Below are 15,995 nucleotides of genomic sequence, written 5' to 3' on the forward strand. Positions count from 1 at the left end.
GTGCCACCTGGCACGATGGCGTCATGGGGAACGCAGAGCTGCAGTCGATCCACGTCCATCCGGTCAAGGCGTTCCGCGGTGTCGCACCCCGGGAAGCCGTGGTGGAGCCATGGGGCCTGGCCGGAGACCGACGCTGGGCGCTGATCGACGACGGGGGCAAGGTCGTCACACAGCGCGAGCAGCCGCGCCTCGCGCTGGCCGCCGCCGAGCCCATGGCCGGCGGCGGCCTTCTGCTGTCCGCGCCCGGACAGGAGGCACTGACGATCCCCGTCCCGGAGCCGGCGGCCACGGTCGCGACGCACGTCTTCGGCACGAAGGTGAACGCCGTCGCGGCCTGCGACGCCGCTCATGACTGGTGTTCCGCGTATCTGGGTGCCGAGGTCCGTCTGGTCCACATGGACGATCCGGCCACCCGCCGTCCCGTCGACCCCGAGTACGCGCTGCCGGGCGAGACGGTGAGCTTCGCCGACGGCTACCCCCTGCTGGTCACCACCGTCGCCTCGCTCGACGCCCTGAACTCCCTCATCGCCCAGGGCGATCACGCCGCCGAGGGCCCGCTGCCCATGAACCGCTTCCGGCCCAACGTGGTCGTCGCGGGCACCGAGGCCTGGGCCGAGGACCACTGGACGCGGATCTCCATCGGCGAGGTCGACTTCCGGGTCGCCAAGGCCTGCGGGCGCTGCGTCGTGACCACCACCGACCAGGACACCGCCGCGCGCGGCCGCGAACCCCTGCGCACGCTGGCGCGGCACCGCAGGGCCGGCACGAAACTGCTCTTCGGCCAGAACCTCGTGCCCCTCTCACCCGGCACGGTCCGCGTCGGGGACCCGGTGCGGGTACTGCAGTAGAACTCGAGGACGGCATGGTCTGCTGACCGCCGGCGCGGGCGGGGAACCCGGGGGCGGGGCCCGGTCGTTGGGACGACGTGAGACATGCGTGAGCGCGGCCCGGTCAGAAGTGATCTCGCTCTCTCTTGACCGGGGCCGCGGGTGAGCGGCTCCGCCGGGGGTTATGACGGAGCGGTAGGGGCGGTAGGGGGTGGGGTCCATGCGAGCACTCATCGGCCTGTGGCGCTGGCGGCGCAATCCGCTGCGCCGTGCGACCGACCTGGCCGAGGCCTGGGTGGCGCTCGTGGCACTCGTGCTGGTCACCGTGGCCGCGCCCGTGCTCGGCTCCCTGGTCGGCGTGGTGGCCCAGGACTCCCTGCAGCGCTCCGTGCAGGAGCAGCGGCACTCCCGCCACCTCGTCACCGCCACCGTGGTGCGCAGGCTGGGCGGTGCCCCGATGGAGGCCGACCCGGACACGGGCGCCGCGCACGACACCCGCAGCCGCGTCCTCGCCGACTGGACGGCACCGGACGGCGCCCGGCGGCACGGACCGGCACTGGCGCGTCTCAAGTCCCCGCACCGGGGGGACCACTTCCGGCTCTGGACGGACGGGCACGGCCGAATAACCACCCGCCCACTGGACTCCCCGACGGCGACGACGCACGCGGTGCTCGCCGGGCTGGGTGCGGCGCTGCTGACCGCGGGCCTGGTCGAGAGCGGCCGTCGCCTGATCGTCTGGCGCATGGTCCGCCGCCGGTACGCGCGTTGGGACCAGGCCTGGGACCGCGCGGGCCCGGACTGGGGCAAGGCAGGCACCGGCAGCTGACGGCCTTCCGGCTCTGGTCAACCCACCACCCGCGCGCACGCTACGGTGGACCGGCCGACTCGCATTCGGCATCGACCCGCGTACTACGAGGTGGGGGCACGGCAACGCCATGGCACAGGGCACGGTCCAGGTGACGCACACCGGTACATCGCGGTGGCGGCGCCGCACGGGTGAGTACGCGTCGCTCGCCGCCGCCCTGGAGGCAGCCGCCGACGGTGACGTCCTCACCATCGCCCCCGGCACGTACCGGGAGAACCTGGTCGTCCAGCGGTCGGTGACGCTGCGCGGACCGGAGGGCTCGCCGGGCTCGGTGCGGATCGCGCCCGTGGACGGGGTGCCGCTGACCGTGCGGGCCTCCGCCGTGGTGCAGGACCTGCACGTGGAGGGTCAGGACGCGGCGGCGCCCGCCCTGTTGGTGGAGGAAGGCACACCCGAGCTGACGGACGTGCGGATCGTCACGCGGTCCGCCGCGGGCATCGAGGTGCGGGGCGGGGCCCGGCCGACCGTGCGCCGCTGCACCGTCGACAACCCGGCCGGCATCGGCATCGCCGTCCTCGACGGCGCCGGCGGGGTGTTCGAGGAGTGCGAGGTCGTCGCGGCCGGGCAGGCCGGCGTGGCGGTCCGCGGGGGCGCCCACCCGCGCCTGGAGCGCTGCCGGGTGCACCACGCCTCCGGCACCGGGCTGACCGCGACCGGAGAGAACTCCGCGCTGGAGGCGGTCGGTTGCGAGGTGTACGAGGTCCGGGGCTCCGGGGTGCAGGTCACCCAGCGGGCCACGGCGCACCTGACCGACTGCGATGTGCACCGCACCACGGCCGACGGTGTCACGCTCGACACGGACGCGGTGCTCACGCTCGCGGACTGCCGGATCCACGACATCCCGGAGAACGCGGTCGACCTGCGCTCCCGTTCGGTGCTCACGCTGACCCGGACGACGGTCCGCCAGTTCGGGCGCAACGGCCTGTCCGTGTGGGACCCGGGCACCCGGGTGGACGCCAACCAGTGCGAGATCTTCGACAGCACCGGCGACTACCCGGCGGTGTGGGTGAGCGACGGCGCCACCGTGGTCCTCGACTCCTGCCGGGTGCACGACGTGCCGGACGCGCTGTTCGTGCTGGACCGCGGCTCGCGCGCGGACGTCGTCGACAGTGACCTGTCCCAGGTACGCAACACGGCGGTGTCGGTGAGCGACGGCGCGACCGCGCAGCTCGACGACTGCCGGATCCGGGACGCGGCCACCGGCGCCTGGTTCCGCGACCACGGCAGCGGCGGAACGCTCAACAACTGCACGCTGGACGGCACCCAGACCGGTGTGATCGTCACCAAGGGCGCCGACCCGACGATCGAGCGGTGCACGGTCGACTCCCCCGCCGAGGCGGGCTTCTACGTGTCCGCCGGCGGCCGGGGCAGCTTCCTGAACTGCCGGGTCAGGGGCAGCGGCGGCTACGGCTTCCATGTGATCGACGGCTGCCGTGCCACGCTCAGGAAATGCCGTACGGAGCGGTGTGCGCGCGGCGGTTACGAGTTCGCCGACGCGGGACCGGACGCGGGGGCCGGGACAGGTCCGGTCGTGGAGGACTGCACCAGCGACGAGAGCGGCAGCCTCCGGACGCCGGCCGTGCACGAACCGGCCGTGCAGACGACGTCCTCCTCCCCCGGGCTGCTCGGGGCGATCCCCGGGCAGCGCACCACGGAGCAGGAGCCGCTCGTGGCCGCCTCCGAGCCCGAGCAGCCGGCCCGGACGTCGAAGGTCGTGCTCGGCGAACTCGACGCGCTGGTGGGCCTGGAGAGCGTCAAGCGCGAGGTGCGGGCGCTCACGGACATGATCGAGGTGGGCCGGCGCCGGCAGCTGGCGGGCCTCAAGGCGGCCTCGGTCAAGCGGCACCTGGTCTTCACCGGCTCCCCCGGCACCGGCAAGACGACGGTCGCCCGGCTGTACGGCGAGATCCTCGCCGCCCTCAAGGTGCTGGACAAGGGCCACCTGGTCGAGGTGTCCCGGGTCGACCTGGTGGGCGAGCACATCGGCTCCACCGCGATCCGCACCCAGGAGGCCTTCGAACGGGCGCGCGGCGGTGTGCTGTTCATCGACGAGGCCTACGCCCTGTCCCCGGAGGACGCCGGGCGGGACTTCGGCAAGGAGGCCATCGACACGCTGGTGAAGCTGATGGAGGACCACCGGGACGCGGTCGTGGTGATCGTCGCCGGCTACACGGCGGAGATGGAGCGCTTCCTCTCCGTCAACCCCGGTGTGGCGTCCCGCTTCTCCCGGACCATCACCTTCAGCGACTACGGCCCGGACGAGCTGCTCCGGATCGTCGAGCAGCAGGCCGACGAGCACGAGTACCGGCTGGCGCCGGGCGCCTCGGAGGCCCTGCTGACGTACTTCACGGCGCTCCCGAAGGGCCCCGCGTTCGGCAACGGCCGTACGGCGCGCCAGACCTTCGAGGCCATGGTGGAGCGGCATGCGAGCCGGGTCGCCCAGCTGGCGGACCCGAGCACCGACGACCTGACCCTGCTGTATGCGGAGGACCTGCCGCAGCTGCCCTGAGCGCGTGCGGCAGGGTCACTCCGGCGACCGCGGTTCCGGTCGCTGCCCCGGGAGGTCCGGTCGCAGACGGGACAGCAGCCGGTCCCTCTCCCGTGCGAAGTCCGGGTCCGCCTGGTAGTCGGAGTGGCCGAGGATCGGGGCCGGGAGCGGGTGCTCGGGGGTGCGGCCGTAGGCGAGCGGGTCCCTCAGGGGCTCGTGGTCGACTGCCGGACCGCAGTCGCCGGGGAGGCGGATCGGACCGCCGATGGGGTCGGTGCGGCGGTGGAGGTTGCGCCAGCAGGCGATGTCGCCGTGCAGGGCGCCCAGGGCCCGCGGGCCGAAGTGGGCGGGGAACCAGCGGCCGTACAGACGCTCCAGAGGAGAGCCGTACGTGAGCAGGGCGACCCGTCTGCGTACGGACGGGGTCAGCTGCCAGGCGGCGGCCGCGGCCAGGACACTGCCCTGGGAGTGGCCGGAGAGGACCAGGCGCCCGCCGGTGTGCCGGGTCCAGGTCTCCATCCGCCAGGTCAGATCCGGCACCGCGCGCTCGGCGTAGCAGGGCGGGGCGAAGGGGTGGGCGGCGCGCGGCCAGAACGTGCCGACGTCCCAGAGGATGCCGATGGTGCGCCGGGCGGAGGCGTCCTTGTAGGCGCGCCGGCCCCAGGTCACGAACAGCAGGAAGCCGACTCCGACCAGCCAGGAGCCGAGCGCCTGGCAGGTCTCGGCCGCCGCCTGGACGATGTCGTACGTCTGCCGGGCCGCGCCTTCGGGGGGTTGTCCGGTGGCCAGGGCGCCTGCCAGGGCGGCGGCGCCCAGCAGCAGGGTGGCGGCGGCGAGCACGGCGACGACCAGGGGTGTCCGGTCGGTGAGCGTGGCCATGGCCCGGGCACGGGCGATGCTGCGGGTGCGGGAGGGGTCCTCGGGCTCACCGGGGTGTTCCTGGCGTACGCGGTCGGCTTCGGCGCGGGCCAGCCGTGATGCGCGCAGGGCCAGCAGCACGGCGGCGGCGAGCAGCAGCACGAGGAGGGGCGGGATCACGGACGCCTGCCAGGTCAGCAGCACCGGCGGCCCGTCGAGCAGGGCCCGGGTGCCGTCCAGCCAGTCGGCGACACGCTGCGCGATCCCGCCGGACATCACCCCGCCCAGCGCACAGGCGAGCAGCGCGACCGCAGGCCCGCCGAGGCCGCGCATCCCGGCGCGCGGGTCCGGGTGCCGGCGGTACAGATCGTGCGCCACGACGGCGAGGACGACGGCGAGCAGGCCCTGGGCCAGCATGAGGGCGCCGAACGCCGGGTCCCCGGGCAGCCGCCCGGCGGACTGCCAACCGGGTCGTGACCAGCCGGCGTACAGCAGCACGAGCAGGAGCAGACCGAGGGCACCGAGCGGCAGGCGGCGTACGAGCGGGCGGTCGAGCTGCTGGTCGAGGCGGTTCTCGCTGCGGCCCCGGCTGCAGACCACGCCCACCACGACGGCCGCACAGCCGAGCAGGGCCGCGGCGAGCAGCCAGCTGAGGGTGTTCAGTGCCGCCGGGCCGCCGGAGCGATGGTCGAAACGGGCCGCGGGCGCGACGACAACGGCGGCGACGGTGAGCAGCCCCGCCGCGGTGTGGGCGGCGCGCAGCCGGGCGACCAGGCGCCGGCCGTACCAGAAGCCGGGCCGGGCCAGAGCACTGTCGTCGGTCTCCGGCTCGGGCTCGCGGGCCATCGGCCGGTGGGACTCGTACGCACTCCACGTGCGGTGCGAGAGGTACCAGAGCAGAGCGGTGACCGCGGTCGGGACGGACGCGGCGAGGGCTAGCCGGCGGCCGGGCGGGCTCCACCAGCCGTCACCGGAGGCGGCGGGAGCGAGAAAGCCCAGCCAGGAGTGGCGCCGGGCGCAGGCGGCGACGCCGGCGCACTGCCAGGCCACCAGGTCGAGGGCGACCTCGCAGACCGCGGCCACCAGCAGCACCGTGAGGGTGAGGGCGGTCAGGCGCACAAGGAGGCCGTAGAGCCGGACGGTGCGTCTGCGGCCGGGGGCGGCGGGGCGCATCCAATGGGCGAGGTTGACCACCATGAAGGGCAGCAGCAGGAGCCATAAGGCGCGGCTTCCGTCACCGGAGGTGAGGTTGCACCAGACGTACGCCTCCTGCACCGGCTCCTTCCCGGACCCTTGCCCCGGCCCGGCCGGAGCGTCCTCGAGGTGGTCGGCGCGCCGGAAGACCGCGGCCGTGTCGTCGCCGGTGATCCGGACCGTTCTCGGGTCGTCGAGCATCTTCTCCGGGGTGGTGCCGCCGACTCCGTGCACCAGGAGTTCCAGCTCGGGCTCCGCCTGCGTGGGCCGCGGGACGGACCCGTGGGTGTCCCGCCCGGCGACGCGTTCCTGCGCACGTTCCACTGTTCTCGCACTTCCCCCGTGACGCGCCTCAAGGTCTGTGTCCGTGCGGGCATCAGGATCTCCGCTTTCGGTACGTCGTACACCTGTCGTCACGGAATCTCCCCGATCCGTGTGACGGCGGGGGAAGCCGTGATGCCCGGATGTGCCCGAATGGCATGTGCGCGTCGTGACAGGTAGTGGCGCAACCGGTGCCGTCCCGTGAAAAGATGGGACCGCCGCGCACCGGAGACGGATCGAACATCCAGGTCGGAGCAGGTGCGGCGGGCGTGTCGGACAGATTGCGGCGAAAGGACCGGAGCGTACGTGAGTGAGAATCAGAACCTCCTCGCGGAGCAGCGCCGCGCCCTGATCCTGGACGAGGTCCGGCGCCGGGGCGGCGTGCGCGTCAACGAACTGACCCGCAAGCTCGGCGTATCGGACATGACCGTGCGCCGCGATCTCGACGCGCTGGCCCGCCAGGGCATGCTGGAGAAGGTGCACGGCGGCGCGGTCCCGGTGGTCGAGGCGAGCACGCACGAGCCGGGCTTCGAGGCCAAGTCGGGTCTGGAGCTGACCGCCAAGGAGGACATCGCGCGGACCGCCGCCCGGCTGGTCACGCCGGGTACGGCGATCGCCCTGTCCGGCGGTACGACGACCTATGCGCTCGCGCAGCACCTGCTGGAGGTGCCCGATCTGACCGTGGTGACGAACTCGGTGCGGGTCGCCGACGTCTTCCACGCGGCGCAGCGCACCTCGGGCCAGCGGCAGGGCGCGGCCACGGTGGTACTGACCGGCGGGGTGCGCACCCCGTCCGACTCACTGGTGGGCCCGGTGGCCGACCAGGCGATCGCCGCCCTCCACTTCGACCTGCTCTTCCTCGGGGTGCACGGAATATCGCTGGAGGCGGGCCTGTCCACGCCGAACCTCGCGGAGGCCGAGACCAACCGGCGACTGGTGCAGTCGGCGCGCCGGGTCGTGGTGGTGGCCGACCACACCAAGTGGGGCACGGTGGGCCTCAGTTCGTTCGCCGCGCTGGAGCAGGTGGACACGCTGGTCACCGACGCGGGTCTGCCCACCGAGGCACGGACGGAGATCGCGGAGCATCTGCGACACCTGGTGGTGGCGGGCGAACCGGAGGACGACGAGGACATCTGACGGCGCGTCAGTTAGGCTGACGGCGCAACGCCTCGTATCCGCAAGGGACTTCACGAGGGGGTTCGTCGCCATGGCTCACCGTCTGCGGCCGGTGGAGATCGACTTCGTCGAGACCGCCCCCGTGCGGCTCGTGTTCATCCGGGACATCGCGGCCGCTCCCGACGCGGTCTTCCGCGCCCTGGCGGAGGACGTGTCCGGCTGGCCGGAGTGGTTCTCGGCGGTGTCGTCGGTCCGGCCGACCGAGGGCGGACGGGAGGTACGGCTGCGCGGCGGCACTCGCTTCGAGGAGTCGGTGCTGGTGGCGAAGGCGCCCGAGCTGTACGCCTACCGCGTCGACGTGACGAACACCCCGGGAGCCCGCGCCTGGATCGAGGAGTGGCGGCTGACCCCGGCCGGCACCGGGAGCCGGATCCGGATGACCTTCGCGCTCGACGGCACGGCCGCGTTCCGTCTTGTGTGCCGCCTGGCCCGTCCAGGGGTGGGCCGGGCCTTCCGGCAGGCGGTCGCACGGCTCGACCGGCGGACGGGGCGCCCCTCGTGAGCCGCCGCCGGACGTCGGCGCTCAGTCCGGCCACACGCCCGTAGCCAGCAGGGACTCGATCACCGCCGTGTACGGGGCGATGTCCAGGCCCTGCTCCTCCAGCCAGGTGTCCGAGTAGTACTTGTCGAGGTAGCGGTCCCCCGGGTCGCACAGCAGGGTGACCACGCTGCCCGTGCGGCCCGCGGCCACCATCTCGGAGACGATCTTCAGCGCGCTCCACAGGCCGGTGCCCGTCGAGCCGCCCGCCTTGCGGCCGATGGCCCGCTCCAGGGCGCGTACGGCGGCCACGCTGGCCGCGTCCGGGACCTTCATCATCCGGTCGATGGCGCCGGGCACGAAGCTCGGCTCCATACGCGGCCGGCCGATGCCCTCGATGCGGGAGCCGCAGTCGCAGGTGACGTCCGGATCGCCGGTGGTCCAGCCCTCGAAGAAACAGGAGTTGTCCGGGTCGGCGACGCAGATGCGGGTGTCGTACTGCATGTAGTGGACGTAGCGCGCGAGGGTCGCCGAGGTGCCGCCGGTGCCGGCCGTCGCGACGATCCAGGCCGGCTCCGGGAAACGCTCCAACTCCAGCTGGCGGAAGATGGATTCGGCGATGTTGTTGTTGCCCCGCCAGTCGGTGGCCCGCTCGGCGTAGGTGAACTGGTCCATGTAGTGGCCGCCGGTCTCCAGCGCCAGGCGGGCGGACTCCTCGTACATCTTCCGGGAGTCGTCCACGAAGTGGCACTGTCCGCCGTGGAACTCGATCAGACGGCACTTCTCGGCGCTCGTCGTGCGCGGCATGACCGCGATGAACGGCACGCCGATCAGCTTGGCGAAGTAGGCCTCGGAGACGGCTGTCGAGCCGCTGGACGCCTCGATCACCGGGCGGTCCGGGCGGATCCAGCCATTGCACAGGCCGTAGAGGAACAGGGAGCGGGCGAGCCGGTGCTTGAGGCTGCCGGTGGGGTGCGTCGACTCGTCCTTCAGATACAGGTCGATGCCCCATTGCTCGGGCAGCGGGAAGCGCAGCAGGTGCGTGTCCGCCGAGCGGTTGGCGTCGGCCTGGACCTTGCGGACGGCTTCTTTCAGCCAGTCGCGGTAGGCGGCGTCGCTGCGGTCGACGTCGAGGGTGGCGCCTGTCCGGGTCTGTGGGGTGGTGCTCACGGCGGGGCTCCTTACGCTGGGCACCGACGGCGCCCAGCGCGGCCGGCACCTCGATCATAGGCACCTTCCAGACCGCTTCTCACCTGCATAAACGCATCTTTGAGCCACCCAAAGAGGGGCTGGGGCACACCCGTGCGAGGCGCGCGGGGGCGTATTGGCGCGAGTGCTCCGGGCGCCCGCCGCGCCCCCGCGTGCGTACTGGTGCTCCGGGCCGCATCGGGGCAGACTGCACCGGACGGGACGATCGTCCCGAACGAGGGCGCACACTGGATCACGAAGCCGGTACGGCCCCAGGCGACACGACCGGACAGGGGCAGCATCCGGACCCACGCGGGCCGGGTTCCGGCGAGCGACGCACAAGGGGGCGGCGAAGGATGGCGGAGCCGGAGTTCACGGCCACGGGCGTGCGGATAGGCAAGCGGATGCGCTCGCTCACCCGGGCCGGGCAGGTCCGGATCAGCGACGGCAGGCTGGAGTTGCTCACCAGCTACGGCAGCGAGATCGACAGCGCGCCGGTGCAGGCGGTGCGCGCCTCCAAGCCGTGGTTCGCCCCGGAGGACCGGGCGCTGGCGGACCTCAACGGCAACCGGTACCTGCTGACGCTGGGCGAGCAGGATCCCGCTCCGGGCAAGCCGGGGCCGCCCGCGGCACGGCGGTTCATCGAGGCGGTGCGGCGGGCAGCCGGACGCGGCGGCTGACCTGCGTCTGATCGCGGCGAGTTGCGGGAGCGCATCCGCTGCGTCACGCTGGTCTCACGTCACTCTGGGTTTACCGGCGATAACGCTGCGAACCAGCCCGCCGGCCACGACAGCAGGCGGACGTTTGGACGCAAGCACCCTGCTGGATCCGTTGTTCTCCGTGTTCCTCCGGTTCCTCCGGACCTCACATCGGGGAGTCGCAGCCGTGATCAGTCACCCAAGCAGGCACTGCATGGTGGAGCTCCAAGCCCTGCCGTCGCGGATCGGCCAGGTCCGCAGAATCGTATCTGCACAGTTGCGCTACTGGCGTCTGGACCCGTTGATAGACCGGGCCGCGCTCGGTGTGACCGAGTTGCTCAGCAACGTCCACCGGCACGCCCGGCCCGACAAGTCGTGCACCGTCGAGCTGGAACTGCTGGTCGACCGGCTCACGGTCTCGGTGCGCGACCACGATCCACGTCTTCCGGTGGTGGCCGACGTCGCGGACGCGACGGACGTCACCCCGCTGGCCACCTGCGGGCGAGGCCTGGCCATGGTGGCCGCGATGAGCGAGAGCTGGGGGGCACGGCCGGACGGCGACAACGGCAAGGTCGTGTGGTTCACGCTGCCCGCACCGTCCGCGGCGCGCCGGCAGCCGGCCCGCTCGCCCCGCCGTACGGCCGAACAGCAGCCCGCGCCCCGGATCACCGAGGTGCAGCCTGCCCCGGCACCGATCGCTGCGGCGGCTCCGGCGCCCGTGGCGGCCCATGCCTCCGCGGCGGCCCCCGCTCCCGCCCGGTCAGCCGTTCCCGGCTGACCGGGCGGTGACCACGTCGGTGCCGGGCACCTCTGTCACAGGGCGCTCACGGCGACCGGGGCGGCGCCGCCCCCCTTTTCACGGAATCCTTCGGCGAAATACCGAAGCAGAAGAGCCGAATACGGCTACTGCAAGGTGCGGTTCACACTCGACGGAAAGGTCGATCACGTCGAGATTCAGAGGGGCCGCACGCCCAAGGACTTGCAAGGGAACACAAAGAGGTCCTGGCAAGTCTGCAGGCTTGCCAGGACCTCTTATGGTTTCAGAACTTATCCGGGGACGAGGCCCCCGTCTTGCCCGTTTTCGTAGGGGAAAAACGCTCCATGAGGTCACCTGCGAAGGTGTTCACGAAGCCTTCCTCCGGTCTCATCTCATCGTCACCGAACTCTTCATTGTCGCGGCTTGCACCGTCAGCGTTGGGCTCGGGCTGCATGACCGGTACGTCGGGTGTGGGCTTGCGCAGAGTTGCCGCGGACGCACCGGTCATTCCGATCGTGGCGAGTAGGACAGGAGTGGCGATCGCGATGGCCAGGACTCTCCGTGCACGCATGGTTTTCCTCCTCGTCTAGGACAACAAGTCGCCGCCAAGCTACCCCGGCATTCATTCCGAAAAACCGCTCACCGAACTAACCACTCGTACAGCCGAGGGAATTCCACGAAAACTGTCCCTGCTGCAGCGTGAGCGGTGCTGGGCTGCAGGATTTGCGGATTTCGGCAGCGTCGTCAGGTCATTCGAGCAGACCCGTACAGGCAATCCCGGCTGCGCCGCCTCACTCGGTGGCGATCGCCCGCAGGACGTCCAGGCGGGCCGCACGGCGGGCCGGGCGCAGGCCCGCGAGGGCACCGGCCATGAGGCCGATCAGGGCGACCACGGCGAGCCGGGCGGGTGGGAGGGCGAAGGCGAACGCGGTGTCGCTCGCGCCGTCGGAGGCCTTCACCAGCACCCAGCCGAGGAAGGCGCCCAGGCCGAGCCCGCCGGCCGTGCCGAAGGCGGCGACCAGGACCGACTCCCAGCGGACCATCGCCCGCAGCTGGGGCCGGGTCTGGCCGACGGCCCGCAGCAGGCCCAGTTCCCGGGTGCGTTCGTGGAGGGCGAGGGTCAGCGTGTTGGCGATGCCCAGCAGGGCGATGACCACCGCGAGGGCGAGCAGGGCGTAGACGAGCGTCAGCATCATGTCGATGCCGCCGGCCGAGGACTGCGCGTACTCGTCCCGGGTCTGCACCTCGGGGTTGCCGTACTGTGCGGCCACCTTCTTCACCGCCGCCTTGCCGGCGTCGACGTCCACGCCCCGCTCGAAGCTGACGGCGACGAGCGTGTCGGCGTCCTGGGTGCGGTGGGGTGCCCAGGCCGCGCGGGTGATGACGTAGTCACCGGCGAGTTCGGACCGGCCGTAGACGGCACGGACGGTGAAGGTCTGTGTCCTGCCGTCGGTGAACGTGAGCCGGGCCGTGTCGCCGGTGTGCAGGTCCTGGCGGTCGGCCTCCGCCCGGGTCAGCGCGAGGCCGTCGGTGCCGAGGGCGCGCAGGGATCCGGTGACCGTGCCGAGGTCGAAGGTGCGGGCGAGCGCGACCGGGTCGGTCACGGTCAACGCCCGTCCCTTGCCGTCCACTTCGGCGACACCGCGGCCGAGTCCCACCGCGGTGTCCACATCGGGCAGCCGCTGCAGGGCCGGGGCGAGCCGGGGGCTGAGCCCGCTGCCGCCCGCACCGAACGAGGGCGTGCTGACGGCGACGTCGCCGGCGAAGGAGCGGGACACCGTCTGGTCCATGGTGGCCTTCAGCGAGGCGCCGAACACGGTGAACAGCGACACGACGGCCACGCCGATCATCAGCGCGCTCGCGGTGGCGGCGGTCCGTTTCGGGCTGCGCAGGGCATTGCGCCGGGCGAGGCCGCCGGTGACCCCGCGCAGCCGGTCGAGGGGGCCGCCGAGGAGCCGTACGGCCGTGGTCGCGGCGACGGGACCCAGCACCACGAAGGACACCAGGGCGAGCAGCGCGCCGAGTCCGGCCAGCCACACGGACGGTGAGAGGAGGACACCGGTGAGGGCGGCCGCGAGAGCCGCCGCACCGAGGGCCGTTCCGGTGAGCGCACGGAAGCGGGACGCACCGGAGGCGTCGACGGCCGTCTCGCGCAGTGCGGCCAGCGGGGCGGTGCGGCCGGCGCGTACGGCGGGCAGCAGGGCCGAGCTCAGGCAGACCACGACGCCCACGGCGAGCGGCAGGGCCATCGACAGCGTCTTGATGACCAGGTCACCCTCGGGGAAGGGGAATCCGATCGCCGGGAACAGCGCCTGGAGCCCTGCGGCGATGCCGATGCCGCCCGCGAGTCCGGCACCGGAGGCCGTGACGGCGACGACGCAGGCCTCGGCGAGGGCGGCGGCGCTCACCTGGCGGCGGGAGGCGCCGAGGGCGCGCAACAGGGCGTTCTCGCGGGTGCGTTGGGCGACGACGATCGCGAAGGTGTTGTGGATGGAGAAGGTGGCGACGAGCAGGGCGACGCCGGAGAAGACGAGCAGGAAGGTGGTGAAGAGGTTCAGGAACTGGCTGGAGATCATGTCGTCGTTCTCCTGCGCGGACTGCTGACCGGTGATGGCCTCGACTCCCTCGGGCAGCACGGGAGTCAGGCGCCGGACCAGTTCCCGCTGGCTCACTCCGGGACCGGCCCGCACCTGGATGCTCGCCGCCTGGCCGGGCCGTGCGGTGAGGTACTTCTCGGCGTCGGCCTGGGTCATGCCGGTGAAGGTCACCTGGGCCATGCCGTCCTGGCCGCCGAAGGTGGCGAGGCCGACGATGGTCACCTCGACCGGGTCCGGGGTGCGCAGGGTGGTGGTGTCGCCGATCTTCAGGCCGCCCTTCTTCGCGGCTCCCCGGTTGATCACGACCTCGCCGGAGCGCGCGGGGACGTGGCCCTCGGCGAGCCGGTACGGGTTGAGCCTCGGGTCGGTGATCCAGTTGCCGGCGAGGGTCGGCGGGCCCTGGCCGCCGACGGGTTTGCCGTCGGCGCCGACGAGTTGGCCCGCGCCCTGGATGCCGGGGGCGGCGGCCGCCACTCCGGGGACCCGTTCGACGGTGTCGACCAGCGAGGTGGCGACGGGGCGCCGTACGCCCTGGGCCTCGCCGGGTGTGGTGATGGCGTCGGCGCCGCGTACGACGGCGTCGGTGCCGCTGGTGGCCTCGCCGAACATGCTGCCGAAGCTCGCGCGCAGCGTGTCCCCCATGACCAGGGTGCCGGCCAGGAAGGCGACGCCGAGGAACACCGCGAGGAACGTGCCGGCGAAGCGGCGCCGGTGCGCGCGCAGCGAGGTGAGGCTGAGCCGGAGCGATGCGTTCATGACCGCACCTCGAAGGCCTTCATGCGGTCCAGGACCTTGTCGGCGGTCGGGGACTCCATCCGGTCGACCAGCCGCCCGTCGGCGAGGAAGACGACCTCGTCGGCGTGGGCGGCGGCCACCGGGTCGTGGGTGACCATGACGACCGTGCGGTCCGTCTGCCGTACGGCGCGGCGGAGGAGTCCGAGGACCTCGCCGCCGGAGCGGGAGTCCAGGTTGCCGGTCGGCTCGTCGGCGAAGACGACGTCCGGGCGGCCGGCGAACGCCCGTGCCACGGCGACACGTTGCTGCTGACCGCCGGAGAGTTCGGAGGGCCGGTGGCGCAGTCGGTCGCGCAGCCCGACGACGTCCACGAGCGCGTCGATCCACTCCCGGTCGCCCCGCCGTCCGGCGAGGTCCAGGGGCAGGGTGATGTTCTCCGCGACCGTCAGTGTCGGCACCAGGTTGAACGCCTGGAAGACGAAACCGACCCGGTCGCGGCGCAGCAGGGTCAGACGGCGGTCGTCCAGTGCGCCCAGCTCGGTGTCGCCGATGTACGCGGCACCCGAGGTGAGCGTGTCGAGGCCGGCCGCGCAGTGCATCAGGGTGGACTTGCCGGAGCCCGAGGGGCCCATGATCGCGGTGAAGCGGCCGGCGGGGAAGTCGACGTCCACGCCGTCCAGGGCGTGTACGGCGGTGTCGCCACCGCCGTACACCTTCACCGCGCCCACGACGCGGGCCGCCGTGCGCAGTGCGGTCGTCGTGGTCATGCCGCACCGCCCTTGCCGACGCGGCCGAACTGCTCCTCCAGGACGGAGAGGCGGCGCCAGTACTCGTCCTCGTCGATCTCGCCGGAGGCGAAGCGGCGGCCGAGGACCGCGAGCGGCGAGTCGCCCGCCGGGCGTCCGCCGTCCAGGGCCCGCCAGGGGCCGCCGCGTCCGCGCCGGGCCGTGCGGCGCAGGAAGGTGACGGCGCTGATCACGACGACCGCCCAGATCAGCGGGAAGAACAGGATCCACGGGCCGGGTCCGCCGTCCCAGTTCGCCAGGGTCTGCATCTCGGTTCGTCTCCCTTGTCGGCAGGGTCTTCGGGTGATGCCACGAGGCTCCCTCCGGCAGGGGGTCCGGGTCGTCGTGCAGCCGGCGGCAGTGCGCGTACCTCCGCGGGAGTACGACGGGGTGGCGCAGCTGCTCCCTGGGGACTGGCCGACTGTACCTACTAGTATGTACAATCGGTTCATGAGCACCTCGGAACGGCTGATCGAGTCCACCCGCGAGCTGCTGTGGGAACGGGGCTACGTGGGCACGAGCCCCAAGGCGATCCTGGAGCGCGCCGGGGCCGGCCAGGGCAGCATGTACCACCACTTCAAGGGCAAGCCGGACCTGGCCCTGGCGGCGATCAGGCGGACCGCCGAGGAGCTGCGGACCACCGCCGAGGGTGTGCTCGGCGGCCCCGGCACGCCGTACGAGCGGATCGAGGCGTATCTGCTGCGCGAGCGCGACGTGCTGCGCGGCTGTCCGATCGGGCGGCTGACCATGGACCCCGACGTGATCGCGAGCGACGAACTGCGCGCGCCGGTGGACGAGACGATCGCGTGGATTCGCGGGCGGATCGCCCGGATCGTCGAAGAGGGCAAGCAGCAGGGGCAGTTCGCGGCCGGCCTGGACGGCGAGGAGATCGGCGCGGCCGTCCTCGCGACCGTGCAGGGCGGTTACGTGCTCGCCCGCGCCTCCGGCTCCCCCGCCGCCTTCGACGCCGGTGTCCGCGGCCTGCTCTCGCTTCTCGCCCCTCGAACTCCCTGACTGGAGGACCGATT

General features: G+C 72.6%; 14 protein-coding genes. 8 read left to right on the plus strand and 6 right to left on the minus strand.

Annotation, left to right across the window (positions count from 1 at the left end; translation table 11 throughout):
* Nucleotides 1–23 precede the first annotated feature (23 nt).
* The 3 genes from ABZ471_RS27245 (at nucleotide 24) to ABZ471_RS27255 (ending at nucleotide 4,201) form a co-directional block, all read left to right on the plus strand.
* Complete coding sequence (locus tag ABZ471_RS27245) at nucleotides 24–848, plus strand: MOSC N-terminal beta barrel domain-containing protein (protein WP_359069828.1); 825 nt, start codon at nucleotides 24–26, stop codon at nucleotides 846–848.
* A 199-nt stretch (nucleotides 849–1,047) separates the two neighbouring features.
* Nucleotides 1,048–1,653, plus strand: a complete 606-nt coding sequence (locus tag ABZ471_RS27250) for a hypothetical protein (protein ID WP_359069830.1) — start codon at nucleotides 1,048–1,050, stop codon at nucleotides 1,651–1,653.
* 109 nt (nucleotides 1,654–1,762) lie between these two features.
* The gene (locus ABZ471_RS27255; protein ID WP_359069832.1) at nucleotides 1,763–4,201 is read left to right on the plus strand and encodes a right-handed parallel beta-helix repeat-containing protein; all 2,439 of its coding nucleotides are present in this window, start codon (nucleotides 1,763–1,765) and stop codon (nucleotides 4,199–4,201) included.
* Between the two features lie 15 nt (nucleotides 4,202–4,216).
* Here the strand turns inward: ABZ471_RS27255 and ABZ471_RS27260 are convergent, their stop codons facing one another.
* Nucleotides 4,217–6,478: a hypothetical protein gene (locus ABZ471_RS27260; RefSeq protein ID WP_359069890.1), complete on the minus strand. Its 2,262-nt coding sequence runs from the start codon at nucleotides 6,476–6,478 to the stop codon at nucleotides 4,217–4,219.
* Nucleotides 6,479–6,859: 381 nt separating this feature from the next.
* Between ABZ471_RS27260 and ABZ471_RS27265 the strand changes: the two genes are divergently transcribed.
* Complete coding sequence (locus tag ABZ471_RS27265) at nucleotides 6,860–7,690, plus strand: DeoR/GlpR family DNA-binding transcription regulator (RefSeq protein ID WP_359069834.1); 831 nt, start codon at nucleotides 6,860–6,862, stop codon at nucleotides 7,688–7,690.
* A 70-nt stretch (nucleotides 7,691–7,760) separates the two neighbouring features.
* Entirely contained in the window at nucleotides 7,761–8,231 is a 471-nt protein-coding gene (locus ABZ471_RS27270; RefSeq protein ID WP_359069836.1) for an SRPBCC family protein, read from the plus strand.
* A gap of 21 nt (nucleotides 8,232–8,252) precedes the next feature.
* On the opposite strand, the gene ABZ471_RS27275 is transcribed toward ABZ471_RS27270, so the two are convergent.
* Entirely contained in the window at nucleotides 8,253–9,377 is a 1,125-nt protein-coding gene (locus ABZ471_RS27275) for a PLP-dependent cysteine synthase family protein (RefSeq protein ID WP_359069838.1), read from the minus strand.
* Between the two features lie 374 nt (nucleotides 9,378–9,751).
* On the opposite strand from ABZ471_RS27275, the gene ABZ471_RS27280 reads away from it, so the two are divergent.
* Both ABZ471_RS27280 and ABZ471_RS27285 read left to right on the plus strand, forming a co-directional pair.
* Nucleotides 9,752–10,075 (plus strand): hypothetical protein, encoded by a 324-nt coding sequence (locus tag ABZ471_RS27280; protein WP_359069839.1) that lies wholly within the window; start codon nucleotides 9,752–9,754, stop codon nucleotides 10,073–10,075.
* Between the two features lie 205 nt (nucleotides 10,076–10,280).
* The gene (locus tag ABZ471_RS27285; protein ID WP_359069841.1) at nucleotides 10,281–10,871 is read left to right on the plus strand and encodes an ATP-binding protein; all 591 of its coding nucleotides are present in this window, start codon (nucleotides 10,281–10,283) and stop codon (nucleotides 10,869–10,871) included.
* Nucleotides 10,872–11,133: 262 nt separating this feature from the next.
* On the opposite strand, the gene ABZ471_RS27290 is transcribed toward ABZ471_RS27285, so the two are convergent.
* From ABZ471_RS27290 to ABZ471_RS27305, 4 genes are all read right to left on the minus strand, one after another.
* Complete coding sequence (locus ABZ471_RS27290) at nucleotides 11,134–11,421, minus strand: hypothetical protein (protein WP_359069842.1); 288 nt, start codon at nucleotides 11,419–11,421, stop codon at nucleotides 11,134–11,136.
* Between the two features lie 220 nt (nucleotides 11,422–11,641).
* Nucleotides 11,642–14,203 carry an FtsX-like permease family protein gene (locus ABZ471_RS27295; RefSeq protein ID WP_359069844.1) on the minus strand — a complete coding sequence of 854 codons (2,562 nt, stop codon included), beginning with the start codon at nucleotides 14,201–14,203 and terminating at the stop codon, nucleotides 11,642–11,644.
* Nucleotides 14,200–14,949, minus strand: a complete 750-nt coding sequence (locus tag ABZ471_RS27300; RefSeq protein ID WP_359069846.1) for an ABC transporter ATP-binding protein — start codon at nucleotides 14,947–14,949, stop codon at nucleotides 14,200–14,202. Before ABZ471_RS27300 ends, ABZ471_RS27295 begins: the two co-directional genes overlap by 4 nt.
* The gene (locus ABZ471_RS27305) at nucleotides 14,946–15,236 is read right to left on the minus strand and encodes an SHOCT domain-containing protein (protein WP_359069848.1); all 291 of its coding nucleotides are present in this window, start codon (nucleotides 15,234–15,236) and stop codon (nucleotides 14,946–14,948) included. Before ABZ471_RS27305 ends, ABZ471_RS27300 begins: the two co-directional genes overlap by 4 nt.
* A 181-nt stretch (nucleotides 15,237–15,417) precedes the next feature.
* Between ABZ471_RS27305 and ABZ471_RS27310 the strand changes: the two genes are divergently transcribed.
* Complete coding sequence (locus ABZ471_RS27310; RefSeq protein WP_359069850.1) at nucleotides 15,418–15,981, plus strand: TetR/AcrR family transcriptional regulator; 564 nt, start codon at nucleotides 15,418–15,420, stop codon at nucleotides 15,979–15,981.
* Nucleotides 15,982–15,995: the final 14 nt, after the last annotated feature.

The sequence above is a fragment of the Streptomyces sp. NPDC005728 genome (assembly GCF_040630895.1).
In the GTDB taxonomy this organism is placed as follows: domain Bacteria; phylum Actinomycetota; class Actinomycetes; order Streptomycetales; family Streptomycetaceae; genus Streptomyces.

Coding starts and splice junctions, on each gene's coding strand:
- ABZ471_RS27245 (WP_359069828.1), top strand. CDS start 24: ATGGGGAACGCAGAGCTGCAGTCGATCCACGTCCATCCGGTCAAGGCG.
- ABZ471_RS27250 (WP_359069830.1), top strand. CDS start 1,048: ATGCGAGCACTCATCGGCCTGTGGCGCTGGCGGCGCAATCCGCTGCGC.
- ABZ471_RS27255 (WP_359069832.1), top strand. CDS start 1,763: ATGGCACAGGGCACGGTCCAGGTGACGCACACCGGTACATCGCGGTGG.
- ABZ471_RS27270 (WP_359069836.1), top strand. CDS start 7,761: ATGGCTCACCGTCTGCGGCCGGTGGAGATCGACTTCGTCGAGACCGCC.
- ABZ471_RS27280 (WP_359069839.1), top strand. CDS start 9,752: ATGGCGGAGCCGGAGTTCACGGCCACGGGCGTGCGGATAGGCAAGCGG.
- ABZ471_RS27290 (WP_359069842.1), bottom strand. CDS start 11,421: ATGCGTGCACGGAGAGTCCTGGCCATCGCGATCGCCACTCCTGTCCTA.
- ABZ471_RS27295 (WP_359069844.1), bottom strand. CDS start 14,203: ATGAACGCATCGCTCCGGCTCAGCCTCACCTCGCTGCGCGCGCACCGG.
- ABZ471_RS27300 (WP_359069846.1), bottom strand. CDS start 14,949: ATGACCACGACGACCGCACTGCGCACGGCGGCCCGCGTCGTGGGCGCG.
- ABZ471_RS27305 (WP_359069848.1), bottom strand. CDS start 15,236: ATGCAGACCCTGGCGAACTGGGACGGCGGACCCGGCCCGTGGATCCTG.
- ABZ471_RS27310 (WP_359069850.1), top strand. CDS start 15,418: ATGAGCACCTCGGAACGGCTGATCGAGTCCACCCGCGAGCTGCTGTGG.